Genomic DNA, 24,346 nt, shown 5'->3' with positions numbered 1-24,346 from the left:
CTATTATCATTATTATTAAAACGAAAAAAATAAAGCCCATTAACAGCAAAGCTAATGGGCCTTTTTTATGCTCGGCTATTGAGCAGTGGCGTAACTACCGCCAAATTACTATAACACTCATGATCAGTAACCAAGATCAATACATCTGCCCAATCATCAATGGCGGTTAACGTCTCTTGACGAGCGCAATGCCAGCTGGGTACGAAGGGATCATGATAATTAACTTCCAAGCCCGCTTGGATAAAATGCTGATGAATGGCATCAGCAGGTGATTCACGACAGTCATCAACATTGGCTTTATAAGCTACGCCTAAGATGCCAATTTTCTTACCCTTAAGCTGGCTGGTATCCCCTAATAGGGCCAAAGCTTGTTCAGCAACTATACTTGGACGCTGGTCATTAATAGTACGTGCTAAACGAACCAACTCTCCTGCTTGAGTATTTTCAACCAAGAACCAAGGGTCAATGGGGATACAATGTCCACCAACACCTGGCCCTGGCGATAACACGTTAACTCTTGGGTGACGGTTAGCTAGGCGAATAACCTCATGGACATCCACTTTGAGCTCTTGACAAATTTGTGATAGTTCATTGGCAAAAGCAATACCCACGTCACGTGAGGTGTTTTCTACCAACTTGATACATTCGGCTGTGGTTAAATCCGTTAAGAAGATTTCACCTTTAACAAAACTTTGATAAATAGCTTTAACTTTCTGTTGTGCCTTAGGGTTTGTTGCACCTATAATCCTGTCATTGTGCACCAGTTCATGCAAGGTTTTCCCTGGAATGGCGCGTTCTGGACAATGGACAACATCGATGGTTAAACCGGCTTCGGCAAAGCGTTGTGCCACGGCTAAACTTGTTTGTGGCGAGATAGTTGACTCAATAATTACCGTTTGACCCTCTTTAGCCACTTTCGCTATCGCATCAACGGCACTAAAGACATAACTTCGGTCACAGCTATTATCCTTGTGCGGTGTCGGTACAGCAATTAAATAGGTTGTGCTGGTAGGAATTTCACTACTGGCTGTTAAAAAACCTTGTGAAACAACCTTAGTAAGTAAGTCAGGTAAACCAGCTTCATCAAAGGGGCATTGTGCCTTATTAATCGCGGTAACTTTATCGCTATTCAAATCAACGCCGGTAACATGATAGCCAGCTTCTGCTAATAAGCTGGCTATAGGTAACCCCATATAGCCCAGACCAATAACACTGAGTGTTTCATGTTTAGCAATAATTTCAGCATCGAGAGTGTTCGGTACTGAATTAGTAATGATATCTAAAATAGTTTCTGCTACATGACCATCACCAAAGGGATTACCCCAAGTAAAGTCAGCTGCATCTTTAGCAAGCCATTTTTCCGCTGCGGCTAACGCTTTATCGGCATCACGACCAACCAATATGTTAGCACCTACTTCAATAGATTCAGGACGCTCGGTGTTTTCACGTAAGGTAATACAAGGTACACCTAATAAACAGGCTTCTTCTTGAATACCGCCAGAGTCAGTTAAAATAAGCTGAGCATGTTTTTGTAATTGAATAAAATCTAAATAACCAATGGGTGGAATAAGCTGTAAATAAGCAGGTAATTCAATGGAAAATTCTTTCAGTTTAGCTTGGGTTCTTGGATGAATTGGCCAAACAATAGTTTGACTGTATTTTGTATGTAACTTATCAAATAAGGCCAGCAGTTCTAACAAGTTTGCGAGTATATCGACATTAGCAGCACGATGGGCAGTCACTAAGAAATACTCACCTGATGTCACAGCTAAATCTGCCAAAATGGTACTGGTGCTGGCTGAAATATCTAAATGTTGAAATAAAGAATCAGAAACGGTATTACCCACGGTGAATATTTTATCGCCATCAATACCTTCTTTTGCCAAAATAGCATGTTGATTAGGGCCAACGGCGAATAAGTACTCACTCATATGATCCGTCAAGATACGATTGGTTTCCTCGGGCATAGTGCGATCATAACTACGTAAACCGGCTTCAATATGACCGATTTTAATGCCGAGCTTTGAGGCAGCTAAGGCCCCAGCTAGTACTGTATTGGTATCACCCTGCACAAGCACTACATCAGGTTTTTCTTGTATTAAGATAGGTTCCATTTTAATCAAAATATTACCTGTTTGATTACTATGTAAACCCGAGCCAACACCCAAATTATAATCTGGTGCCGGTAATTCTAGTTCTTTAAAAAAGATACTATCCATTTCTTCAGAATAATGTTGATTCGAATGGATAATAAAATAGGCAATACCTCGTTTTTTACATTCACGAATAACGGGCGCCATTTTGATTATTTCTGGGCGAGTGCCAACGATAATCCCTATTTTCATTTTTCTTCCTTAAGTTGCTAGATTTATGCGGCTATTTTCATTTGCTTGGCAATTGTAAAGCATTTACTCACACAAGTAACATAACTCAGGTGAGTATTGTAATCTTCTGTTAACGACTTACTTTACTAACGCCTTAGCAGTAAATTCTATCAGTTGATTTTGTTTATCCCGTTGAGAAAAAGTATGGTCAGCTTGGTTGATTATTTTCTGCTCTATACTAGCCTGAGCCATTACTTGCTGCCAATGTTTATTACTTTTAACTAACAACCTAAATTCATCCGCGGTTAAATCATTACCACTAAGGATGATATGACTTTGGCCAGTAAACTTGCTCAAGCCCTGTAGCATTTGCGTAACAAAGTTATCCTCAGGGTGAATATTATTACTTGCTTTGCCTTGCTGATGAAACTGATTAATCTCACTAAGCGCGACTTGTGCTTGTACTTTTCCCCTCAGCAGTTTCCGCCAGAAGGCTTTACTCCTTAATCGTTTAAGGTAATAAGAGCGCAGGTAAGTTTTTGCTTGTGTCTGCACTTGCCTTACCCAAGGGTTAACCAAAAACACCTGCTTTATTTTTGTTTGTTGATGATTATCATTAAGATACAGTAAAATGGCCGAGGCAGCATCACATAACCCCCATAAAGCCAACTCAGTAATATCACTATGGCGTTGTTGAAAGGTTTGTATAGCGGCATCAATGTCACTTTGAATGTCAGTAAAAGTACTAAGTTCACCTTCACTGTCGCCAGCACCGCTATAATCAAAGCGAAATACGGTAAGGCCCTGTTTAGCTAACGCCCTTGCCAAATAAACAAACAGTCTGTGGCTACCAACACGTGTTTGTGGGCCACCCACAACAATTATCACACCTTTTTTAGTGGCATTTTCACCCCGGGTCATGGTTACCGGCATGGGTAAATGTTCAATGGCAATTAATTGTTTACCCTTGCTATTAAAAATAACACCTTGCTCTAACATCCACTTATTTCCGCTGCGCCAGCAATTAACTGGCTAAAAAGCAACTGCTCTTGCCGTAAAAATTCAGGCGATATTTGTAATTCAGTGGCCTGCCAAAATTTCATCTCTGTTATTTGTTGAATAATCAACTTGTTACTTTTATTGGCGAGTGCTTGTTGCTGCTTTGCTCTGCCTGGGCTCAACGCCTCTGACTGGGCTAACCATTCAAACCAATAACAAGGGACCTTAACGTCAGTTAGCTGATTTAAATTCTGTGCAGCTAACTGGTCGAGCAAATTTTCTTGCATGGTATAGCCGGCAATCTCAATGGTTTGTTGTCGTTTTTTTGCTGCAGCTATGGTCGTAGGTATTGCCGTCTTACGCTGAGTAAAGCCAGCCGCTAACGCTAGACGCTTAAATTGCTGGACAAAACGTTTACCGTTAAAGTCAGGTTGTAACAGTAGCACGCCATCAACATAACTAAGGATTTCATCCGATAATAATAACACCGCAGATAATGGTAATGACAGGTAGATTGCTTGAGCCGAGTTGGCTTTAATTTCCCCTAGCTGCTTAACAATATCTTGCTGCCACAAGACTAAGCTAGTATCAACAAGTTCACCACCACTATCCCCAGTACCATAGTGATCAAAAATGATAGTTTGCCAGCCATGGTGATAACCATTAATGGCTGAACGGCTAATATGGTGTCGGGTTTGATTGGCCTGTTCGAACAAGGGCGCAATAAATAGCAGGTGAGCAAGTACTTGCTCTGGGGTGCGAATTATCCGAAATAATGGCCCTTTAGCACCTGGATAAAATTCTACTCTAGTCGATACCATAGCCAAAACGCTTAACTACGTTCTAGTACTAATTCGGTTAAACTAGCCACCGAAGCAAAATTCTCGGCACTGATATCATCATCATCAAGGGTTATATCGAAAGATTCTTCCATTTCACCAATCAAGGTGACTAACGTCATGGAATCAAACTCAGCAATAGCGCCAAATAACTCAGTTTCAGCATGCCAAAAACTTTCATCATAATTGGGAATAATGGCGATTAATAACTTAATGAGTTGCGCTGTGGTTTGTGCGCTAACTTGCTCGCTAGATTGTACAGAAGTCATTATTTACTTACTTTTCCTTTTGAAGGGTTTAATTAGCCAGGGTAGTAGCAGATGCCGAATAATGGCTAACTTACCATAGATACTATGCTGATTAAAAATTAGATAGCTTTGTCGAGTTCTTTTGCCTGCTAACCAATCTTGTTTATATGGCTCAGAGCCCATACCGAATTCAATACTGGTGACTTTATCTTGACTGATAACATGTTCAGATAAAGCTAATGATAAAATAGAACCAACCGAGTACATTTGATACTTGGGGGCATAAGCCAGCTTAAAAATAGAAGCCGTTGCTTGGACCTGTCCACTATCATTATAACTAGTTTGTACAAACCAAAGCTGGGCAGCTGCAGGCTCATCATCAACAAACAAGAGCCCAAAACGTAATTTATTTTCTTGCAACGCTGCCAGACACACTTGCTCGATAAAATCGAAGCTAAACTCATCACCTTTCCAGCTTTGTTGGTAAATGGCTTTATAAGCAGAAAATGCCGAGGAAAAAGTACTGACATCGGTAATTATTTCAATTCGGTATTGCTGCGCTTTAGTCAGTTTTTTTTGACGTCTTTTTATGGTATTGCGTAATTGACTCGGTCTTTGTTGATAATAACTAGCATAGTCAGTAAGCCCTTGTTGGTAGATATTATCAGCTTTAGCAAAAACTCGCTGATAAGGGAAATACTCCAGCAGTGCTTGGCTGACAATACCCTCTTCAAAAGCACCAAGTTGCATACTATGCCACTGATGGTCATGTTTTATATAGGATAATAACTGCTGTAATGTTTGTTTATCCGCAGTGGTAAAAAATATGGGTTCGGTAACTGCCGAGTAAAAACTGCTCAGTGAGCTAATCTGCGGTTGAGACCATTTACTCTTATTATGGATAGTACTATGTACCAAAGGCCAAGCAATACTTAATACTGGCTCTTGTCCTTTACTGGTTTGATATAAACAATGCACCAGCACTTGGCTATTTTCGGGCAGCATAAACTGCTCTGTCGCAATAAGCCAAGGCAAAGTTAATTCAAATAACCTCGCCTTAGGCATACTGGTTTGATATTGCTGAGCAAACTCAGTAAATGATAGTTCACGATAAGAAAACTGTTTACTCACAGTCATTAAGCTCTCGGCCATAAAAAAAGACTACTCTGCTAACAACAAAGCTAATACTTGCTCTGTTTTTTCCTGCATCAAGGCTTTATCGCCTTTAGACTCAACATTTAACCGTACCACTGGCTCAGTATTACTGCTGCGTAAATTGAAGCGCCAATTGCCAAATTCCATACTAATACCATCTGTTTTATCAATAACGTGTGCTTGGGGTTGATAAAAATCAAAAACACGGGCAATAGCAGCTTTTGGATCGGCAATTTTATTATTAATTTCACCCGATGATGGATAAGCCGCTATGCGCTCTTTCACTAAACTAGACAGCGGCTGCTTACGTAAACAAACCAACTCGGCAATTAATAACCAGGGGATCATGCCGCTATCACAATAAAAGAAGTCGCGAAAATAATGATGAGCACTCATTTCACCACCATAAATAGCATCTTCACTTCGCATGCGCTCTTTAATAAAAGCGTGACCCGTTTTACTTTGGATGGCTTGAGCGCCCGCTTGCTCAACAATATCAATCGTATTCCAAGTTAAACGTGGATCATGAATGATTTTTGCTTGTGTTTTATCACCGGTAACTTTATTTAAAAAGTTTTCTGCTAATAAACCCACAATATAATAACCTTCAATGAATTCACCGCTTTCATCAAATAAGAAACAACGATCAAAATCACCATCCCAGGCAATACCCATATCTGCACCATGTTTGATTACCGCATCACGAGTCGCGGCACGATTTTCTATTAATAGTGGATTTGGAATACCGTTAGGGAAAGTACCATCGGGTTGATGATGTACTTTAATAAATTCAATAGGGACATTTAAGGCTTTAAAAGCACTTTCTATGGCATCAAGCGCTGGGCCTGCCGTACCATTACCGGCATTGACCACCAACTTTAATGGCGTGATATTTTTATTATCAATATAAGTTAATAAGTGTTCGGTATAAGGCTGGCTAATATCAACAGTGCTTAATGTGCCTTTGCTGGCAACCTCAATAAAATCATTCTGCTCGGCAAGGGCTTGGATATCGAACAGGCCAGTATCACCACTGATAGGTTTTGAGTTTTCGCGTACCAGCTTCATACCATTGTAATCAATCGGATTATGACTTGCAGTAACGACAATACCGCCATCGCACTCTAAGTAACTGGTGGCAAAATAAATATGTTCAGTACCGGCTAAACCTAAATCGATAACGTTGCTGCCACCCGCCATTAGCCCTTGTGCCAAAGCCTCTTTCAACTCATCACTGGTTAAACGTATGTCACCACCAACCACTACAGTTTTTGCTTGGGTATACTGGGAAAAAGCGCGACCGATGCGATAAGCGACATCAGTATTTAATTCTTTGCCTAATTTTCCGCGGATATCATAAGCTTTGAAACAGGTAATGGCAGAAGGGCCTGATGTTAAGGCTACTTTAGATGATGACATGAAATAATTTTGTCCTTGTTAATATTAAGGTTAATTGTGTGGCTGATGTTATCAATACTAGAATGATGTCGTTTTAACGGCTAGCACTAACTTATTTGCTTGCTGCTATTTTTTCTTCCAGTTCTGCTAGCTTAGTTTCAAGCGCGGTTAATTGCGCCCGCGTCTTGAGCAATACTTGTGTTTGTACATCAAACTCTTCGCGTGTTACCACATCAAGTTGTGATAACTTGCTTTGCAAAACCGTCTTAGCTTTATCTTCCAATTCATGGGCGATATTTTTTAAACTTGCTGGAATAGACTCGGTTACTTGTTTGGCAATTTCTTCTAACTTTTTTGCAGTCAACATAATAATTTCCTATTTTTTTACATGTCTTGCATTGTAACTGTTTTGCCTATGACTAAAAACAGGTAAAATCACGGGTCGATAGTTTATTTTCAATAGTGTAGTAAAAAATAATGAAACTTAATCCTAAACAAAATGAAGCAGTAAAATATGTTAGTGGCCCTTGCTTAGTGCTAGCGGGCGCTGGCTCAGGAAAAACAGGGGTTATTTGTCAAAAAATTGCTTACTTAATTCAAAAGTGTGATTACAAAGCCCGTAATATTGCCGCGGTAACCTTTACCAATAAAGCCGCACGTGAAATGAAAGAACGTATCCAAAAAATGTTAGGCAAAGACTTAACCCGTGGTTTAACGGTTTCTACGTTCCACTCACTCGGTCTTGATATTATCCGTCGGGAAATTAAAACCTTAGGTTACAAACCAGGTTTCACTCTCTTTGATGATCAAGACAGTTTAGCCTTGCTCAAAGAATTGACCCTGGACGAGCTTGATGGTGATAAAGATTTACTGAGTAAACTACAAAGCATGATTTCAAGCTGGAAGAATGATTTGTACTTACCCGATGCAGCATTGAAAATGGCCAGTGATGCCAATAGCATTGAATATGCCGAGTTTTATCAGCGTTATCATCAGCATATGAAAGCCTATAATGCCCTCGACTTTGATGATCTTATTCTTATTCCGACCTTATTACTGAAAAATTACCCTGCGGTTAAAGAACGCTGGCAACAAAAAATTCGCTATTTATTAGTCGATGAATATCAAGATACCAACGCCAGTCAATATGAATTAGTAAGACAACTAGCCGGTGAACGAGCTCGTTTAACGGTAGTGGGTGACGACGATCAATCCATTTATTCTTGGCGTGGTGCCAAGCCAGAAAATCTAGTACAACTGGGTAAAGATTATCCCAATTTAAAAGTGATAAAATTAGAACAAAATTATCGCTCCAGCGGTCGGATATTAAAATGTGCTAACGTACTCATTGCTAATAATCCCCATGTATACGAAAAAACCTTATTCAGTGAACTCGCCTATGGGGTACAGCTGCGTGTACTACAAGCAAAAAATGAAGATCATGAAATTGAACGAGTTATTGGCGAGCTAATTGGTCATCGTTTTATGAACCGTAGCCAATACAAAGATTACGCTGTGCTTTATCGCGGTAATCATCAATCACGTTTATTAGAAAAGGCTCTGATGAAAAACCGCATACCGTATAAAATAAGCGGTGGCACCTCATTTTTCTCTCGGGCAGAAATTAAAGATATCATGGCCTACTTACGCGTTTTGGTGAATCCAGATGATGATAATGCCTTTTTACGCATTGTTAATATCCCTAAACGAGAATTAGGCCCGACCACATTAGAGAAATTAGGTAATTACGCCAATATGCGTCAAATTAGCATGTTTGCCGCCAGTTTTGAGCTTGGTTTAGAACAAACCTTAACCGGTCGTGGCTTATTGAAAATGCAAGCATTTACCCGATGGTTGGTTGATATTGGCGATCAAGCTGAACGTGGTGATACCGCAGCCGTATTACGTTCAATGATCCGCGAGATTAATTACGAAGACTTCCTCTATGACACTTCACCGAGTGCAAAAGCGGCTGAAATGCGCATGAAGAATGTCACCGAACTCTTTAGCTGGGTTACACAAATGCTCGAAGGCAGTGATGACCAAGAGCCCATGACCTTGCCTGAAATTGTTACACGTTTAACCTTACGCGATATGATGGAACGAAATGAAGAGGAAGAGAGTAACGACCAAGTGCAATTGATGACACTTCATGCCTCCAAAGGCTTAGAGTTTCCTTATGTATTTCTTATTGGTATGGAAGAAGGTCTCTTGCCCCATCAAACCAGTATTGATGAAGGCAGTGTTGAAGAAGAGCGTCGCCTTGCTTATGTTGGTATCACTCGAGCCCAGCGTGAGTTAATATTTACTTACGCCAAAGAGCGCCGCCAATTTGGTGAGCTGATTCGCACCGAAGCCAGTCGCTTTTTACATGAATTGCCACAAGATGATTTAAATTGGGAGCTGGGTACCACGAAAAAAACAGTCGCACACGTTGAGCAAGCAAATAAACAAGGCATGGCAAGTTTACGTGCCCAGCTAGCAAAAGCCAATGCAGCAAAAAAATAAGCCACAAGATGAGTTAAATTGGCAACTTTGAGCTATGAAAAAAACACCACGAAAAAACAGTCTCGCACGTTGAGCAAGCAAGCTTAATCAAACATGCAAGCAAGTTTACCTGCCCAGCTTGCTAAAGCTAAGGCAGTGAAAACATACTGGCAGTTTTAACTTGAAGCACTAGCCACTAGTGATGAACTCTAGTGGCTTAATAGTATCGCAGTGGCAATAATAATAGCGGCAACAACAACACTGTAAATAACTCGTTGATTCTGTTTACCCTGGCTAACCAGCATAGTCCGCATTAATTGTGTTTGTTGATGCTGATTTTCACGACTGGTTTTTAAGTAATCGTAAATTAAATCTGGCATTTCAGGCAGTTTTTCATTCCAGAACGGTAAGTTAGCTTTAATTTTACTAAAGACAGCTTTAAAGCCCATCTGCTGTTTAACCCAGTTTTCTAAGAATGGTTTTGCCGTTTGCCATAAATCTAACTGTGGATATAATTGACGACCTAAGCCCTCTATATACAATAAGGTTTTTTGCAGTAACACCAGCTGCGGTTGTACTTCCATATTAAAACGTCGTGCGGTATTAAATAAATTAACCAGCACTTGGCCAAATGATATTTCTGACAAAGGTTTATTGAAAATCGGTTCACAAACAGTACGGATAGCAAACTCAAATTCATCAACACTGGTATTTGCCGGTACCCAACCAGAATCAACATGCAGCTGTGCTACTTTTCGATAATCGCGATTGAAAAAAGCAACAAAGTTTTCGGCTAAATATCGTTTATCTTCACGGTTTAAGGTACCAACAATGCCAAAATCTATGGCAATCCAAGTAGGATCATCAGGGTTAGTGACATCAACAAAAACATTACCCGGGTGCATATCGGCATGAAAGAAACTATCACGGAATACCTGGGTGAAGAAGACTTCAACACCACGCTCAGCCAGTAATTTCATATTGACACCAAGCTCGTTTAGTCTAGCGATATCACCCACACCAACACCATAAATACGCTCCATCACTAAGACATTCTTAAAGCTATATTCACTATGTATTTCCGGTACATAAAGCGCTTTATCGTACTCGCTACCTTGTTCAAAATTGCGTCTTAATTGAATAGCATTGCCCGCTTCACGATTAAGGTCTAACTCATCTAAAATGGTTTTACGATATTCTTGTACCACTTCTTTAGGACGTAAACGCTTACCATCGGGTAACCAACGCGCAACAATGCCGGCAAACAGTGACATCACTTTAATATCCGCTAAGATGGTTTCAGTTATATTGGGACGTAAAACTTTTATAACTATTTTTTGCTCTTCTTCGCCTGAAATTAAGGTTGCAGTATGAACTTGCGCAATAGAGGCAGACGCCAGAGGGGTAAGGTCAAAATCTTTAAAGTGCTGTTCAAAAACTTCAATACCCATGGCATCAATAATAAGTTGCTTAGCTTGTTCGCCATCAAATGGTGCTACTTTGTCTTGTAATAAGGCAAGTTCATCGGCTAACTCTGGGGTTAATAAGTCACGCCTAGTCGATAGCATTTGACCGAATTTAATAAAAACAGGTCCTAAAGTTTCTATCGCTAAACGAAATCGTCGTTCTGGGGTTTTATCTTTATGCTGGTTTCGCAACCAAAATAAACTGGCTCGACCGACTTTTACATACCAAGGCAACAAGCCTGCGGGTACCATTGTATCTAAACCAAAATTCAAGAAGGTTTTAACGATTTGATAAAGACGTTTACTACTCACGATGGTTACTATTTCCTATACATTATTAGTGGTATTTACTCATTAAGCTTGAATTTATTTTTCAGCTAAATCAGCAAAAATTTGATCTATACGCGCAGAGATTACGTTAACTTCATTGGCAAGTTCTTTGGCTTGCCGGTTAAAAACAGTTACTTCACTTATAGTGACCAGTAAGCGTTTTTCATGTACTAGATATTCGCTAATATCTGTTTCAATCTGCTTCGCGGTTGCAGAAATGGATTTGCTAATTTTATCACTAAACTGTAGTAACTTATGGGTGGGCACATCACCAAGGTGCCTAGCTAGCTCAGACTGCCAATCTATTGCCAGTGACTGAGTAATGTGAGTAAATTGCTGTGCTATTTTTATATCACCGCTAACATCTAATTCATCTTGTTTGATTAATTGTGTTAGAGATTGCTTAGCTTTTAATTTTTTTAGCGCCTTTATACTGGTCTTTATCGTACAGTCACTACTGTCAGTTTGAGACCTAACTATGACCACAGCTGAGCTATCGCTAGTATTAACAGTAAAAGATAGCGGAAATGAAAGCTCAGCTAATTCAAGGGTTAGCGTTTTTTGCTTTAACTCGGCAAAAGAGATGGCCTTATTATGATTTAAAGCCAAAGCTTTGTTCATAATTAATTCAAGCGTTGCCGTGACAACTTGTGGTAATAATAGGCTATCTCTTAATTTCGAATTAAGTTGAGTACTGATCTGAGTGAATGCCTGGTTATTCAAAGCTCGCATAGTTAAAACTTGTAGCCTTTATGTAAGGCAACTACCCCACCAGTTAAATTTTTGAAACTGGTTTGTTCAAAACCGGCGTTATCCATCATGCTTTTCAAGGTTTCTTGATCAGGATGCATGCGAATTGATTCGGCTAAGTATTGGTAGCTTGCACCATCTTTCGCCACCAACTCCCCTATTTTAGGTAAAATATTGAAGGAATAGAAGTCATAGGCTTTATTCAATAGCTCATGCTCTGGCTTGGAAAATTCTAAAATAAGTAAACGGCCACCCGGTTTTAATACCGAATAAATTGAGCGTAAGGCTTTATCTTTATCCGTTACATTACGTAAACCGAAAGCGATAGTGACTATATCAAAAGTATTCTCTTCAAAAGGTAAATATTCAGCATTTGCTTGTACATATTCTATATTTTGCACTAAACCTTTATCACGTAATTTATCGCGACCAACATTTAACATTGAGCTATTAATATCGGCTAAAATCACTTTACCTTCTCGACCAACGAGTTGCGAAAACTTAGCGGTTAAATCACCGGTACCACCGGCTAGATCCAAAACGGTATTGCCTGGACGAACACCGCTGGCATCAATAGTAAAACGTTTCCATAAGCGATGAATACCAAAGGACATTAAATCATTCATCACATCATATTGCTTTGCCACCGAGTGAAACACGCCTGCTACCATAGATATTTTGTCGTCTTTTTCTATGGTTTTATAACCAAAGTGCGTAGTACCTTTACTTTCGGCTGAGTTATCGGCTGAAGTGTCGCCATCGGTTGGTGTTTGCTGATTTGTCGGTAAGTCACTGGCTTGAGGATTTTTATCTGAGGATGACATGGTAATTTCACTTAAAGCAATATTAAAACTATAATTGTCGATAGTTTACTGTATGCATGCTAAATCACCAAATACCCAGCAGGTTTTTTATTGATTTAACTAAAGCTTTGCTGACCTAACTGAATAATAAGTTCTTACTTGCCATGAAATAATGTAATTAAACAACAAATATGAAATAAAATTACATTTTTAACTTGAAAAAATAGAGTGTCTACTCTATACTTCTCTTCGTTCCCTTATACGGACGCTTGTTGTAATAATTGAATATTCTAGCTTTCCTCATAGCTAACTCACCGATAGCCTTTGCTATCGGTTTTTTTTTCCTAAAATAAAGTAAATAGCCGGAGAAAGCATAGTTATATGCTGAAGGTTGGCGGTGAATTAGCCGTTAAACTAGCAAGCGCGTTATTCCTGCCGCTTTCTTTAGCTTTATATAATGCTTCATCCGCGGCAGCAATAAGACTACTGGGATCACTGCCCTTTTGCGGCACTATAGTACTATAACCAATACTAATGGTAATCACCGCCTCAACTTGAGAAAACTCATGTTTAATGTTTAGCGCTTCAATAGATTTTAAGCAGCGTTGGGCAATCAATTGAACATCGTGAGTATCAAGTAAAACAAAAGCAAACTCTTCACCACCGTATCGAGCAACCATATCTACAGCACGATTCACCTGCTGTTTCAGACAAGCACCAACCTTTTTCAAACACTCATCACCGGCTAAATGGCCATAGTTATCGTTATAGGCTTTAAAGAAATCGATATCAATTAACAAAAAGGAGACTGATGATTCTTGTCTGATAGCCCGTAACCATTCCCTATCTAAAAATTCATCCATAAAACGTCTATTGGCAATACCGGTCAAACCATCAATCCTCGATAGCTTTTTTAACCTTTTATTGGCTTCATTCAGTTCATTGGTTTTTTCGATAACAATCCTTTGTACCACATTGGCGCGCTTGGTAATGCTACGAATATAAGCAGTAATAAATAGGGTAAAAATAATACCCGCACCAAAGACGAACAGAGGCAGTACACTTCTTCTTACCGAAATATAGCTCTGTGTTGGTGAACCAATTAAACTCCACTTACGTCCTAATATTTCAGGTAGTACTTTTTTATAAATAATATTTCTATCAACCATAAAACCTGTTGATGAACTATGGGTATAGAGCAAATCAATATTATTGGGATCAGTCTCATCAACAAGGTCAATTTCTAAGCCCAGTAATTCATCATTTAGGGTTGAGCTGACAAAAATATCGGCGATACGATAAACCCCAAGAATAAAACCTTGTAAGTTTTTTTTACGCTTAGCTAAGGTGCTTGGTTGCCCTTTATATATTGGTAAAAAGGCTAAAAAAGCTTTTTCCTTATCATTATCTTGCACCAGGGTGATACTCGCCGTAGCTCGCGCCGTAGCGCTATCTCGTGATTTTTCTAGCGTCTCACGACGTGTGGCATTTGACGCCAAGTCAAAACCAAATGCGGCTTCGTTGCCAACTAAAGGCTCAACATAATAAACAGGAAAATACTCGGCTCTTTGCTGCGCCACTGCCATATAGCCTTGCGCCTTACGTTCAGTAAACTCAAAGTCAGGGAAACTTTTTCTTAACTCTGCCTCATAAGCTTGTCTTTGATCGTGTGGCACACGGGGTATCCATTCCAAAGCTTGGATATCATTATGACGATTTAAGGTCTTTCTTGCTTGCGTGGTAAAAGCTTGAAAATCAGGGGTTGATGCTTGGCTAAATAACGTTGCTAAGGTATATAGTGCTTCAATATTTATTTCTATCTCACGAGATAATGAGGCAGCGCGTTCGTCAATATCCTTGTGAAATTCACTAATGATGGCTTTTTTTTCAACATCAAAAAGAAACCAGCCACTTAATGTAGATAGTAAGATGCCGACAATCATGACAAAAATTTGCATTACTGCATTGTTGGTTTTTAAAGCCATTTGAAATCCTTAAGCAACTGCTTCCCTAGCACTATTATTATCAAGGCTCAGCAGCCAGTGTTTTTCAAGCCTAAAAGTGGTTGTGCTGTTTAGGCTAATTATAAGTATGAAGGGATATTCATGAAGGATATTAATAACATAATGTGATTAGTACAAGAGCTATCTGCCAAAGGAGTACAATATAAAAGCATAAGCTAGTGCGGTTAAAACATTTTTTTTAAAGTGTCGTAATATATTACAAGGTTAAAATCAGCATCACTTTTATATTCACCGCTTCTTGCGGGGTGAGATTAACGCTAGCTTCGCTATAATGCTAATAACTCGCATTAGTTCGTCATAATAACAGGAGGTGTTTTGTCCTTACTTATCCAGTCACTCAATCATCAAATCATCGATGGTGATACTCATCGCCAATTATTAGTCGATTTAAATTTATCCGTTGCCCCGGGTGAATGTGTGGCTTTGATGGGCGATAGCGGCAGTGGCAAAACCACCCTACTCAACTTGATTGCAGGTTTAGAGCCAATTCAGCAAGGTAGAGTTGAAGTAGCTGGTATTTCCTTAGCACAAGCCAGTGATGGACAACTTAGCCAGTTACGCAAACAGCATATTGGTATTATTTTCCAACACTTTAATTTACTTACTAGCTTATCGGTGCAAGATAATATTGAGTTCAGTGCCAAACTCGCTGGTCGCTATGATGTTATGCATGGTTTAGCACTAGCAGAGCAACTTGGTATTAGCAGCTTATTAAAAAAATATCCGGCAACCTTATCAGGGGGTGAAATGCAGCGAGTAGCCATTGCTCGCGCGCTAAACAGTAAGCCAAAATTGTTGCTTGCTGATGAACCAACCGGAAATTTAGACCAGCAGAATAGTAGCCAGGTAGTAGCACAGTTAGTCCAGCTAGCTAAGTCCAACAACACCGCCTTACTTATGGTGACTCATAGCGCCGATGTGGCTGCTAGTATGGATAAAATCTATCGTTTACAAGAATCTACTGTCAGCTTAGTTACCGGTTGAACTGATGAAAGAAACAGCTAATACAGAAAAAAATAGTGAGTTTTTATTGGTTGTTAAAGCACACCTTGCTGAATACTTACATAAACCACTATTAAACCTTGGCTTTATTTTAAGTTTAGCCATAGCCACCAGCACTCTACTCAGTATTCTGGTATTAAATCATGCCAGCGAACAGCAGTACCAAGCAGCCAATAGGGGGTTAAAATCTCCCGTAAGTTTTTATATTGTTGCCAATGAAGGGCACACTATTTCACGCCATGACTTTAGCAAGTTAAAGGCCCAAGGTTTTTATCAGCTTGCGCCAATACATCTTTTTGGTAAAACACTTGCTTCCGGTAAGCAAATATCATTCCGAGCCATGGACATGCTGCCACTGGTTTTGACCCTGCCAAAAATTTTTACCACTCATCATATTAATCTAAGCAGCAAATACGCCAAAGCCCTTGGCTTGACGCTTAATTCAACGACAGATAAAAATGATACCAAGCAAATCACCTTAGCTGGTGACCAATCATTTAAAGTTAACTACAATCAAATCAATGACTGGGGCAAAGTCGCCTTAATTGACTTACCCCTTGCTTGGCAACTATTTCCCGATATCAAAGGCTTTAGTCATTTAATGGTGACCGCCATTAGCACCGATGAAAAGGCACGGTTAGCCGCAGCTTTACCCGAGCATTTATCCATTCAAGAGGCCTGGTCACTTGAAGAACGAGAAGGTTTTGCCGATGCTTTGCATTTAAATTTATCGGCACTGGCCATTTTAGGCTTTATCGTCAGTTTATTTATCGCTTTTCAAGCCGCTGATCAAGCATGGCAAAAACGCGGCGAGTTAGCGGCAAAGTTACGCTTACTTGGCGTAGAATTAACCAGCATTCTAAAAGTTATGCTATGTGAAGCTTTGCTATTAACCTTGCTCGCCAGTATTATTGGTATTGCCATCGCTTTTGCCTTGGTTTCAATCTTACTGCCTATATTAGGAATTACCTTAGAGCAGCTATATCAGCTAAGACAAAGCGGACATTTTCAATGGCATTGGTTATATAGCTTATGGGCATTCGCTATTTCTGCCGTGGCCGTTTTGTTGGCACTATTTAAACAGTTTAGAATTATTAGCTCAGCAAAAATCGCCCTAACAGCCCGCATTGTTCCTCAATCATTTAACTACCGAGCAAGCGCTGCCATTGGCCTAATCTTACTGGCTATTTTCCTACTTTGGCCTGAGGTTTATGGACAAAATTCCTGGCATCTATTAATGATAAAATATGGCCTACTGTTAATCGCCAGTGTCGCCTTATTACCTAATATATTGAGTTACTTACTTAAGGGCATGAGTTATTTCACTCGCTCTTTTCGGCTCAAATTTGTGGTTAAAGATGCCCGCCAACAAGTGGGTAGACGCTATTTACCCTTAGCAGCATTTTACCTAGCACTCACCGCCAGTATTTCCGCGGCGCTTATGGTCAACAGTTTTGAAAAAGCTTTCACTGCCTATTTAGAGCAGTTGTTGAGTGCAGACCTCTTTATCAGTTATAACCCCAAGCAAAAAAACAAGGTTGAGGCCTGGCTTAAACAGCAAGAGTATATTGATGAATATGTGGTATTTAACCAGACTATCGCCAAATACGGTAATGATACCCTAGCGGTTCATGCGCTTATGTCGGTTAAACAAAAAAATAGTTTATTGTTTAAAGCACGGTCGTCCAAGCAGCAATCACCAGGGCAATTCAGTTGTTATATCAACGAACAGCTATCGCTTAAAAAAGGCTTAGCCTTAAATGAACAGTTCACCGTCGAGCAAGGCCTGCAACAGCTCACCTGTACCATAACAGCCATTTTTTATGACTATGGCAATCAAGGCTATTCGGTCAAAATTCCGTTAAAGGCCCAGGAAATTCCTCTTTCAGGCTGGCGTGAACATGGCTTTGCTGTCTACTTTAAGGGCCGTAATAATCTAAGTACAGCCGCGTTAGCTGAGCAGTTAGGTCTTGATAACGAGCAGATATTTTTACCTGAAGAAATCAAAACAATGGCACTAGCAATATTTAAGCAAACTTTTGTACTGACTCAGGCAATCGCTTTTGTTTTACTCATTATCGCCTGCTTTGGCCTGTTTTTATCAGCCAACAATTTAGAATTGGCGCGCAAACCAGATTTACACATATTAAGTAGTTTGGGTTATAGCCGTATTGAGCTCTTTAGTCATATGTTAATGCAGTGGCTATTGTTAGCTTTTGGTGTGCTTTTACTTAGCTGGCCGATAGCTGGCTTACTGGCTAAAGCCTTGGTAGCAAAAGTGCTACCCGCATCATTTGGCTGGTCAATGCCGCTAGTATTAGATATCGCGCCATTTGCTATCACTAGTGTTACCGGGCTATTGATATTATTACCTGCATTAGCCATTCCCTTATATAAGCTCAATGTGAGGGCCAGTTTGTCATGATGATTTTTTACTTAAGGCATTGCTTAAAATATTGTTTAAAACCGCTATTAATCTTGCTAGCCAGTGGTCTACTTATTACTGGCTGCAGTGAAGAAGCGGAAAAAAAACGCCAGCCACTAAAATACCTTACCGATGCGGACGGTAAATTTGCTAGTCCATCAATGCATAATCTGATACTTTTTCCACAAGCCCATGCGCCGAAAAAAGCGTATCGCCAAGAGTGGTGGTATTTAACCGCAACGTTAACGACTGAACATGGCCAGTCATTGGCAAGTCAATGGACCCTTTTTCGCCGAGCGGTTGGCGATAAACATTGGTACTTCGCTCATGCCGCTTTAGCGGATGCACAAAGCCATAACACCGCCTATAGACATGGTCGCGAAGAGCTAGGCAACGTCAACATATCTTCTGAGCCCTTTAATGCCACAATAGATGACTGGCAATGGCAGTCCACATCGTCCTTGCTACCCGCCAGCCTGGTTTATGGCTCAGCGGTTGGCTCAATAACGAGTGCAGTGGATGTTGCCGAGATAGAGAGTGCCGTAGATATTTCAAAAGTAAATGGTCCAATAAAGGAAAAGATCGCTACAACGACGAGAGAAAAGCATTGGCAAGTAGAACTGAATCTAACTACAACAGCAGAGTTCTTTCTGCAGGGCGAAAAGGGCTTTAGCATTAAACACCCGAGTTTAAATATCGCCAGCCACTATTATTCTCAGCCTTTTATAGAAGTCACGGGTAAGGTCTATTGGCAAGGGAAATGGCAAAAAGTGACAGGTCAAGCCTGGTTCGAACGTGAATGGTCTTCACAACCGCTAGGGCCAGATCAACAAGGTTGGGACTGGTTTGCACTGCGCCTTAATGACAATACTGCCTTGATGGTTTTTCGTGCTCGCTCAAAGCAAGAAGATTATTTGTATGCCAGCATAATGATGCGCAATGGTGACATTCGTAGTATTGCCTCGAACGATATCACTCTTATCAGCCACTACCATAACCTCACCAGTAACTCCCCCTACCCACAATCATTTTCATTACTTATCGCGAAAGAAAATATCGACATCAAGGTGACGGTAGTTAATGAGCAACAAATTATGCGCTTTGGTATTGAATACTTTGAAGGTATGGTGACTTTTAGTGGCAGTCATCAAGGCCAAGGTTTTGTTGAAATGACGGGTTATAGTAATAAGTAAGCTCAACCCCGGCAGTAGTTAAGCACTAGGATTAGAACAAAACAGCGGTTGTTAGTGTGTAGGTAACACGATAAAATAATGAACTATTATTCCAAACAGCCCTTCTTGCCCATGCCTATATCAACTGAACAGCTTAATACCATAGAAAATTATGATGATGAAAAACGTTTAAACTATCTACTTCAGCAAGTCGTTAGCAATAAAGAAATTTGGCTATTGACTGATGAGCATGGCTGTATGATGCTCAATACTGACGATGAGGATTGTGTGCCGGTATGGCCCAATAAAGAATTTGCTCAGGGTTGGGCAACAGGTGAGTGGCAAGCATGCCAGCCTCAGGAAATTTCTTTGGCTAAATGGTACAGTCGATGGAGCATGGGCCTGGCCGATGATGACTTGGCTTTGGTGGTTTTTCCCAATCAAGATAATAAGGGCTTGATACTATTTCCTGAAGAATTTGAAGAGTTGCTGCTAAAAGAAACTAAAAAGCAAAATCGAAAATAGCTCTCTACAGTAGCTTTCTAAAGTAACTTTATATAAAGGTAGCAACAGCATGGAAATCCACATCGGCGAACTAACACATCCCGCTGTCATAACATTGTTAGCCGAGCACCATCAAGATATGTTGCTGCATTCGCCGCCAGAAAGTGTACATGCCTTAGATTTATCCGCATTATCCCATGCAGACATCAGTTTTTGGAGTGTCTGGAAAGATAATGAATTAGCTGGCTGTGGCGCTTTAAAAGAGTTAGATAGGTTTCATGGCGAAATTAAATCCATGCGCACCTCCAAGAACTTTTTACGCCAAGGTGTAGCTAAGTTGCTATTGACCCATATGATCGACCAAGCAAGCACTCGCGGTTATCACATACTAAGTTTAGAAACAGGCTCCATGGCGGTGTTTCTTCCGGCACAAAAGCTCTATCAACAACTTGGTTTTGCCACTTGTCCGCCCTTTGCTGATTATCAGGCAGATCCCTACAGCACCTTTATGTCGAAGAAGATTAGCTAACCTAACCTGTACACTGCACCCACTTAAATATGAACAATAAAAAAGCCACTTAATTACTATGACTAGGTGGCTTTTTTTTGCGACTAAAAGTCTAGCTATCGACTGAGATATTGTGCATGAAAACGTAACTGCTCTTCAATAAAACTACTGATAAAATAATAGCTATGGTCATAACCCTCATGACGATTTAACTCAAGCGGGTAGCCATTGCTCTTTGCCGCCGACAGCAAAGCATCAGGTTTTAACTGCTCCTCAAGAAAGTTATCCGCTTCGCCTTGATCAACCCGAGCAGGGACAAATTGTTTAACCCGTCGCATCAATTCGCTGGCATCATGATCTCGCCATAAATCCTTATCATCACCTAAGTAGGCACTAAAGGCTTTTTGCCCCCAAGGACAATTGATGGGGTTACTGATAGGACTAAAGGCAGAAACTGAGCAATAAAGCTCTGGATTTTTCAAGGCTATGGTTAACGCGCCATGTCCACCCATAGAATGACCGGCGATAGCGCGCTTATTACTGACCGGAAAAGTTGCTTCAATCAGTGCCGGTAATTCATCAACAATATAATCATACATTTGATAATGGCGATTCCACGGCGCTTGGCTAGCATTAAGATAAAACCCTGCTCCTTGGCCTAAATCATAATCGTCATCATCAGCAACACCTTCACCTCTTGGGCTTGTGTCAGGGGCAACAATGGCCATACCTAACTCAGCAGCAATACGCTGTATGCCTGATTTTTGCATAACATTTTCATCGGTACAGGTAAGCCCTGATAACCAATAAAGCACAGGAACTTTATTGCTACTCGATGCTTGGGGTGGTAAAAAAATAGCAAAACGCATACTACAATTTAAGCTACTGGCTTGATGGCTATATTGTTTATGCCAACCGCCAAACATTTTATTACTGGTTAAACATTCTATGGTCATAGTAAATCCTTAGCTTTGGCTAGTGCTTTATCAAACAAAACACCAGCGATAAAATAACGTAGTGAATAAAGGCTATTTATCCAAGTGCTACTTATCAAAATGAATAACGCTGCGGATACTCTTACCTTTATGCAGCAAGTCGAAGGCTTCATTGATATCCTCTAAACCCATAGTATGAGTAATAAAGTCATCGAGCTTGAACTCACCTTTTAAATAACGCTCAACATAGTCAGGTAATTCTGAACGACCTTTTACTCCACCAAAGGCAGAGCCACGCCATACTCGGCCAGTAACTAATTGAAAGGGTCTAGTGGATATTTCTTGTCCCGCACCCGCAACACCAATAACTATTGACTCACCCCAGCCCTTATGGCAACACTCAAGTGCTGAGCGCATCACGTCGACATTACCTATACATTCAAAAGAATAATCAACACCGCCATCCGTTAACTCCACAATAACGTCTTGAATAGGCTGGTCATATTTTTGTGGATTAATGCACTCAGTTGCGCCAAGTTTTTTAGCTAATTCAAATTTACTTTCATTAATATCAATGGCTATAATACGTGAGGCTTTCGCCATAGTAGCGCCAATAATTACCGATAAACCGATACCACCTAAACCAAAAATAGCAACCGTAGCACCCTCTTCTACTTTGGCAGTATTCTTTACTGCGCCCATGCCAGTGGTAACACCACAACCGAGTAAACACACTTCTTTTAATGGTGCAGTTGGGTTTATTTTTGCTAAAGAAATTTCAGGTAATACCGTGTATTCTGAAAAGGTTGAACAGCCCATATAATGAAAAATCGGTTTGCCATCTTTATAAAAGCGGGTCGTGCCATCAGGCATTAAACCTTTACCTTGCGTGGCACGAATTTTCTGGCATAAGTTGGTTTTACCCGATAAACAGAATTTACATTCACCACATTCTGGGGTGTATAACGGAATCACATGATCGCCAACTTTAACACTAGTGACCCCGACACCGATTTGCTCAACAATACCACCACCTTCATGACCTAATATACAAGGAAAAATGCCTTCTGGATCATCACCTGATAAAGTAAAAGCATCGGTATGACAGACACCAGAAGCAATAATTTTGACCAGTACTTCACCTTTTTTAGGCAGCATGACATCAATTTCTTCAACGGATAACGGTTGATTTGGGCCCCAAGCAATGGCGGCTTTCGATTTAATAAATTTATCAGGCGTTTGTTCGGACGTTTGTTCAGGCATAGTGTTCTCGCTTTTATCGCTGGCAAAGGCTAGTAGTATGGCTATCAAGTGTAGTCTATTAAGAAAAAGCTAAACCTATCAACAAGCTTATCTACTAATCAGGTTTAACTAACGCTAAATAACTCTAGCCAAGTAAAGTATGAGGGCTATTATATTTATTTCCGCTCAAATGATAATATCCTATTTTAGTAAAACACTTTTACATATAGGTAACAATCATGAATTGGCAAGGTATCAGTGAATTCGTTTATGTCGCAGAAGCAGAGAGCTTTACCTTGGCGGCTAAAAAATTAGCCATATCAACCGCACAAGTGAGTCGTCAGATCACCGCTTTAGAAAATCGTTTAAAGGTGAAGTTGTTATATCGCACCACCCGAAAAGTATCACTTAGCCAAGAAGGCAAGTTATTTTATCAACATTGTCGAGTCGTTCTTGACGGACTAGAGCAAGCTGAAACGGCAATAACTAACTTACAATCCACGCCACAAGGCAAGATTAAACTGACTGCCTCAGTTACTTACGGAGAGCAACAAGTACTACCGCTAATCAATGATTTTATTTTGCAACATCCAGATATTCAGGTACTGGCACACTTAAGTAATCAAAAAATTGATTTAGTCGATGAAGGTTATGACCTCGCCATTCGACTAGGCAAGTTACATGATTCTACCTTGATGGCAAAAAAACTAGCCCAACGTACTAATTATGTCTGTGCGGCACCTGCTTATATCAGTAAGCACGGTACTCCTCATGCTCTATCTGAATTAAAGCAACATAATTGTCTCTTAGGCACCTTAGATTACTGGCGCTTTCGAGATAATAACAAGGATAAAAATATCCGTGTCAGTGGCAGTATCCGTTTCAACTCGGGTTATGGCTTAGTTGATGCCGCATTAAAAGGTATTGGTATAGTGCAACTACCCGATTACTATGTAAAAGACTATATAGAACAGGGCCGTTTAATCACCTTACTTGACCATTATCGCGAGCCTGATGAAGGTATTTGGGCTGTTTATCCTCATAATAGACAACTGTCCGTCAAAATTAGATTGTTAGTCGATTACCTTGCTGTGCACCTAGCTTAGCGATAACCGTGAGCCCGATGAGGGTATTTGGGCTGTTTATCCTCATAATAGACAACTGTCCGTCAAAATTAGATTGTTAGTCGATTACCTTGCTGAGCACTTAGCTTAACGAGCAAACCTTAATGCTAGACCTTCCACTATACTAGAGAGGTAAGCAGCTTTATGGTTAGTAGTTTCCAAGGGTGGGAGTAAGATATCAAACTATATGAACTACCGTTCGCCAGAATAATATTACTTAGCGATTGTATTGCCGAGGTGATAGTCAACGAGGGTGTGGAAATTAATCTTATTATGGTCAATCAGTTGCATAATTTTTTTCTGGCTCATCTTCATAGCCCTTTTTCGTTACTAATCAATAAAGTGAACGCTTATTCTTATGATTTTGAAGCACAAATTAATATTGGTAATCTAAGCGAAATTCACGCGATAGCGGTTATTGTCTACAAAATCGCCAGTCAATTAAACACAGAGTATTTAGCTCATACCATCCCAAGAACTGATAGGTTGAATTTACGAATTTATTCAGATCGTGATGTAGCACTGAACTGGTTGCAATTAGAACAAGCACAGCTTAGTTAATTTCCACCCCACTAAAACTCATCTCTAACAAGAATGGCCATACTCCCCCG

21 protein-coding genes are annotated in these 24,346 nt (G+C 40.2%); 8 read left to right on the top strand and 13 right to left on the bottom strand.

All coding sequences use genetic code 11. The features are described from left to right. Window positions 1–65: 65 nt before the first annotated feature. The 7 genes from wecB to ubiK form a co-directional block, all read right to left on the bottom strand. Window positions 66–2,345 (bottom strand): non-hydrolyzing UDP-N-acetylglucosamine 2-epimerase, encoded by a 2,280-nt coding sequence (gene wecB, locus ASU03_RS01175; protein WP_057830069.1) that lies wholly within the window; start codon window positions 2,343–2,345, stop codon window positions 66–68. A gap of 117 nt (window positions 2,346–2,462) precedes the next feature. Continuing rightward, entirely contained in the window at window positions 2,463–3,323 is an 861-nt protein-coding gene (locus ASU03_RS01170; protein WP_057830068.1) for a hydrolase 1, exosortase A system-associated, read from the bottom strand. Beyond that, the gene (locus tag ASU03_RS01165; RefSeq protein ID WP_057830067.1) at window positions 3,317–4,144 is read right to left on the bottom strand and encodes a hydrolase 2, exosortase A system-associated; all 828 of its coding nucleotides are present in this window, start codon (window positions 4,142–4,144) and stop codon (window positions 3,317–3,319) included. Before ASU03_RS01165 ends, ASU03_RS01170 begins: the two co-directional genes overlap by 7 nt. A gap of 11 nt (window positions 4,145–4,155) precedes the next feature. Then, on the bottom strand, window positions 4,156–4,431 hold the full coding sequence (locus tag ASU03_RS01160) for an acyl carrier protein (RefSeq protein ID WP_057830066.1): 276 nt from the start codon (window positions 4,429–4,431) through the stop codon (window positions 4,156–4,158). Between the two features lie 3 nt (window positions 4,432–4,434). Continuing rightward, a complete protein-coding gene (locus ASU03_RS01155; RefSeq protein ID WP_197411163.1) occupies window positions 4,435–5,547 on the bottom strand; it encodes a GNAT family N-acetyltransferase in 1,113 nt (370 codons plus the stop codon). A 24-nt stretch (window positions 5,548–5,571) separates the two neighbouring features. Further along, window positions 5,572–6,984, bottom strand: a complete 1,413-nt coding sequence (locus ASU03_RS01150; RefSeq protein ID WP_057830064.1) for a phosphomannomutase/phosphoglucomutase — start codon at window positions 6,982–6,984, stop codon at window positions 5,572–5,574. Window positions 6,985–7,075: 91 nt separating this feature from the next. Next, entirely contained in the window at window positions 7,076–7,330 is a 255-nt protein-coding gene (gene ubiK / locus ASU03_RS01145) for a ubiquinone biosynthesis accessory factor UbiK (RefSeq protein ID WP_057830063.1), read from the bottom strand. Window positions 7,331–7,440: 110 nt separating this feature from the next. Here ubiK and rep point away from each other — a divergent pair, with 110 nt between their 5' ends. Beyond that, on the top strand, window positions 7,441–9,471 hold the full coding sequence (gene rep, locus ASU03_RS01140) for a DNA helicase Rep (RefSeq protein WP_057830062.1): 2,031 nt from the start codon (window positions 7,441–7,443) through the stop codon (window positions 9,469–9,471). A gap of 188 nt (window positions 9,472–9,659) precedes the next feature. Here the strand turns inward: rep and ubiB are convergent, their stop codons facing one another. The 4 genes from ubiB to ASU03_RS01120 all read right to left on the bottom strand — a co-directional run bounded on the left by ubiB (window position 9,660) and on the right by ASU03_RS01120 (window position 14,784). After that, complete coding sequence (gene ubiB / locus ASU03_RS01135; RefSeq protein WP_057830061.1) at window positions 9,660–11,228, bottom strand: ubiquinone biosynthesis regulatory protein kinase UbiB; 1,569 nt, start codon at window positions 11,226–11,228, stop codon at window positions 9,660–9,662. Window positions 11,229–11,282: 54 nt separating this feature from the next. Then, window positions 11,283–11,978, bottom strand: a complete 696-nt coding sequence (locus ASU03_RS01130) for a ubiquinone biosynthesis accessory factor UbiJ (protein WP_057830060.1) — start codon at window positions 11,976–11,978, stop codon at window positions 11,283–11,285. Between the two features lie 2 nt (window positions 11,979–11,980). Beyond that, window positions 11,981–12,820 (bottom strand): bifunctional demethylmenaquinone methyltransferase/2-methoxy-6-polyprenyl-1,4-benzoquinol methylase UbiE, encoded by an 840-nt coding sequence (ubiE, locus tag ASU03_RS01125; RefSeq protein WP_082627091.1) that lies wholly within the window; start codon window positions 12,818–12,820, stop codon window positions 11,981–11,983. Window positions 12,821–13,176: 356 nt separating this feature from the next. Beyond that, window positions 13,177–14,784, bottom strand: coding sequence for a CHASE domain-containing protein (locus tag ASU03_RS01120; RefSeq protein WP_057830059.1), 1,608 nt, complete (start codon window positions 14,782–14,784; stop codon window positions 13,177–13,179). Window positions 14,785–15,138: 354 nt separating this feature from the next. Here ASU03_RS01120 and ASU03_RS01115 point away from each other — a divergent pair, with 354 nt between their 5' ends. The 5 genes from ASU03_RS01115 (at window position 15,139) to ASU03_RS01095 (ending at window position 20,455) form a co-directional block, all read left to right on the top strand. Then, window positions 15,139–15,807, top strand: coding sequence for an ABC transporter ATP-binding protein (locus ASU03_RS01115; RefSeq protein ID WP_057830058.1), 669 nt, complete (start codon window positions 15,139–15,141; stop codon window positions 15,805–15,807). A 4-nt stretch (window positions 15,808–15,811) separates the two neighbouring features. Further along, on the top strand, window positions 15,812–18,250 hold the full coding sequence (locus ASU03_RS01110) for an FtsX-like permease family protein (RefSeq protein WP_057830057.1): 2,439 nt from the start codon (window positions 15,812–15,814) through the stop codon (window positions 18,248–18,250). Continuing rightward, a complete protein-coding gene (locus tag ASU03_RS01105; protein ID WP_057830056.1) occupies window positions 18,247–19,443 on the top strand; it encodes a lipocalin-like domain-containing protein in 1,197 nt (398 codons plus the stop codon). Before ASU03_RS01110 ends, ASU03_RS01105 begins: the two co-directional genes overlap by 4 nt. Window positions 19,444–19,554: 111 nt before the next feature. After that, complete coding sequence (locus ASU03_RS01100; protein ID WP_057830110.1) at window positions 19,555–19,947, top strand: DUF2750 domain-containing protein; 393 nt, start codon at window positions 19,555–19,557, stop codon at window positions 19,945–19,947. A 49-nt stretch (window positions 19,948–19,996) separates the two neighbouring features. Then, window positions 19,997–20,455 carry a GNAT family N-acetyltransferase gene (locus ASU03_RS01095; RefSeq protein ID WP_057830055.1) on the top strand — a complete coding sequence of 153 codons (459 nt, stop codon included), beginning with the start codon at window positions 19,997–19,999 and terminating at the stop codon, window positions 20,453–20,455. Window positions 20,456–20,550: 95 nt separating this feature from the next. Here ASU03_RS01095 and fghA read toward each other — a convergent pair whose 3' ends face one another. Both fghA and ASU03_RS01085 read right to left on the bottom strand, forming a co-directional pair. Then, window positions 20,551–21,390 carry an S-formylglutathione hydrolase gene (gene fghA / locus ASU03_RS01090; RefSeq protein WP_057830054.1) on the bottom strand — a complete coding sequence of 280 codons (840 nt, stop codon included), beginning with the start codon at window positions 21,388–21,390 and terminating at the stop codon, window positions 20,551–20,553. An 87-nt stretch (window positions 21,391–21,477) separates the two neighbouring features. Further along, entirely contained in the window at window positions 21,478–22,632 is a 1,155-nt protein-coding gene (locus ASU03_RS01085) for an S-(hydroxymethyl)glutathione dehydrogenase/class III alcohol dehydrogenase (RefSeq protein WP_057830053.1), read from the bottom strand. Between the two features lie 218 nt (window positions 22,633–22,850). Between ASU03_RS01085 and ASU03_RS01080 the strand changes: the two genes are divergently transcribed. Next, window positions 22,851–23,717 carry a LysR substrate-binding domain-containing protein gene (locus ASU03_RS01080; RefSeq protein ID WP_057830052.1) on the top strand — a complete coding sequence of 289 codons (867 nt, stop codon included), beginning with the start codon at window positions 22,851–22,853 and terminating at the stop codon, window positions 23,715–23,717. Between the two features lie 273 nt (window positions 23,718–23,990). Continuing rightward, window positions 23,991–24,296, top strand: coding sequence for a hypothetical protein (locus tag ASU03_RS01075; protein ID WP_231731458.1), 306 nt, complete (start codon window positions 23,991–23,993; stop codon window positions 24,294–24,296). Window positions 24,297–24,346: the final 50 nt, after the last annotated feature.

This window comes from Colwellia sp. TT2012, from assembly GCF_001440345.1.
Classification (GTDB): Bacteria; Pseudomonadota; Gammaproteobacteria; order Enterobacterales; family Alteromonadaceae; genus Colwellia.
Note: the sequence above shows the minus strand (reverse complement) of the source record. Positions and strands in the feature narration are given on the sequence as shown.

What these genes read in the sequence shown, in the direction of transcription:
- wecB (WP_057830069.1), bottom strand. Translation starts at nt 2,345, where the DNA reads ATGAAAATAGGGATTATCGTTGGCACTCGCCCAGAAATAATCAAAATG.
- ASU03_RS01170 (WP_057830068.1), bottom strand. Translation starts at nt 3,323, where the DNA reads ATGTTAGAGCAAGGTGTTATTTTTAATAGCAAGGGTAAACAATTAATT.
- ASU03_RS01165 (WP_057830067.1), bottom strand. Translation starts at nt 4,144, where the DNA reads ATGGTATCGACTAGAGTAGAATTTTATCCAGGTGCTAAAGGGCCATTA.
- ASU03_RS01160 (WP_057830066.1), bottom strand. Translation starts at nt 4,431, where the DNA reads ATGACTTCTGTACAATCTAGCGAGCAAGTTAGCGCACAAACCACAGCG.
- ASU03_RS01155 (WP_197411163.1), bottom strand. Translation starts at nt 5,547, where the DNA reads ATGACTGTGAGTAAACAGTTTTCTTATCGTGAACTATCATTTACTGAG.
- ASU03_RS01150 (WP_057830064.1), bottom strand. Translation starts at nt 6,984, where the DNA reads ATGTCATCATCTAAAGTAGCCTTAACATCAGGCCCTTCTGCCATTACC.
- ubiK (WP_057830063.1), bottom strand. Translation starts at nt 7,330, where the DNA reads ATGTTGACTGCAAAAAAGTTAGAAGAAATTGCCAAACAAGTAACCGAG.
- rep (WP_057830062.1), top strand. Translation starts at nt 7,441, where the DNA reads ATGAAACTTAATCCTAAACAAAATGAAGCAGTAAAATATGTTAGTGGC.
- ASU03_RS01130 (WP_057830060.1), bottom strand. Translation starts at nt 11,978, where the DNA reads ATGCGAGCTTTGAATAACCAGGCATTCACTCAGATCAGTACTCAACTT.
- ubiE (WP_082627091.1), bottom strand. Translation starts at nt 12,820, where the DNA reads ATGTCATCCTCAGATAAAAATCCTCAAGCCAGTGACTTACCGACAAAT.
- ASU03_RS01120 (WP_057830059.1), bottom strand. Translation starts at nt 14,784, where the DNA reads ATGGCTTTAAAAACCAACAATGCAGTAATGCAAATTTTTGTCATGATT.
- ASU03_RS01110 (WP_057830057.1), top strand. Translation starts at nt 15,812, where the DNA reads ATGAAAGAAACAGCTAATACAGAAAAAAATAGTGAGTTTTTATTGGTT.
- ASU03_RS01105 (WP_057830056.1), top strand. Translation starts at nt 18,247, where the DNA reads ATGATGATTTTTTACTTAAGGCATTGCTTAAAATATTGTTTAAAACCG.
- ASU03_RS01100 (WP_057830110.1), top strand. Translation starts at nt 19,555, where the DNA reads ATGCCTATATCAACTGAACAGCTTAATACCATAGAAAATTATGATGAT.
- ASU03_RS01095 (WP_057830055.1), top strand. Translation starts at nt 19,997, where the DNA reads ATGGAAATCCACATCGGCGAACTAACACATCCCGCTGTCATAACATTG.
- fghA (WP_057830054.1), bottom strand. Translation starts at nt 21,390, where the DNA reads ATGACCATAGAATGTTTAACCAGTAATAAAATGTTTGGCGGTTGGCAT.
- ASU03_RS01085 (WP_057830053.1), bottom strand. Translation starts at nt 22,632, where the DNA reads ATGCCTGAACAAACGTCCGAACAAACGCCTGATAAATTTATTAAATCG.
- ASU03_RS01080 (WP_057830052.1), top strand. Translation starts at nt 22,851, where the DNA reads ATGAATTGGCAAGGTATCAGTGAATTCGTTTATGTCGCAGAAGCAGAG.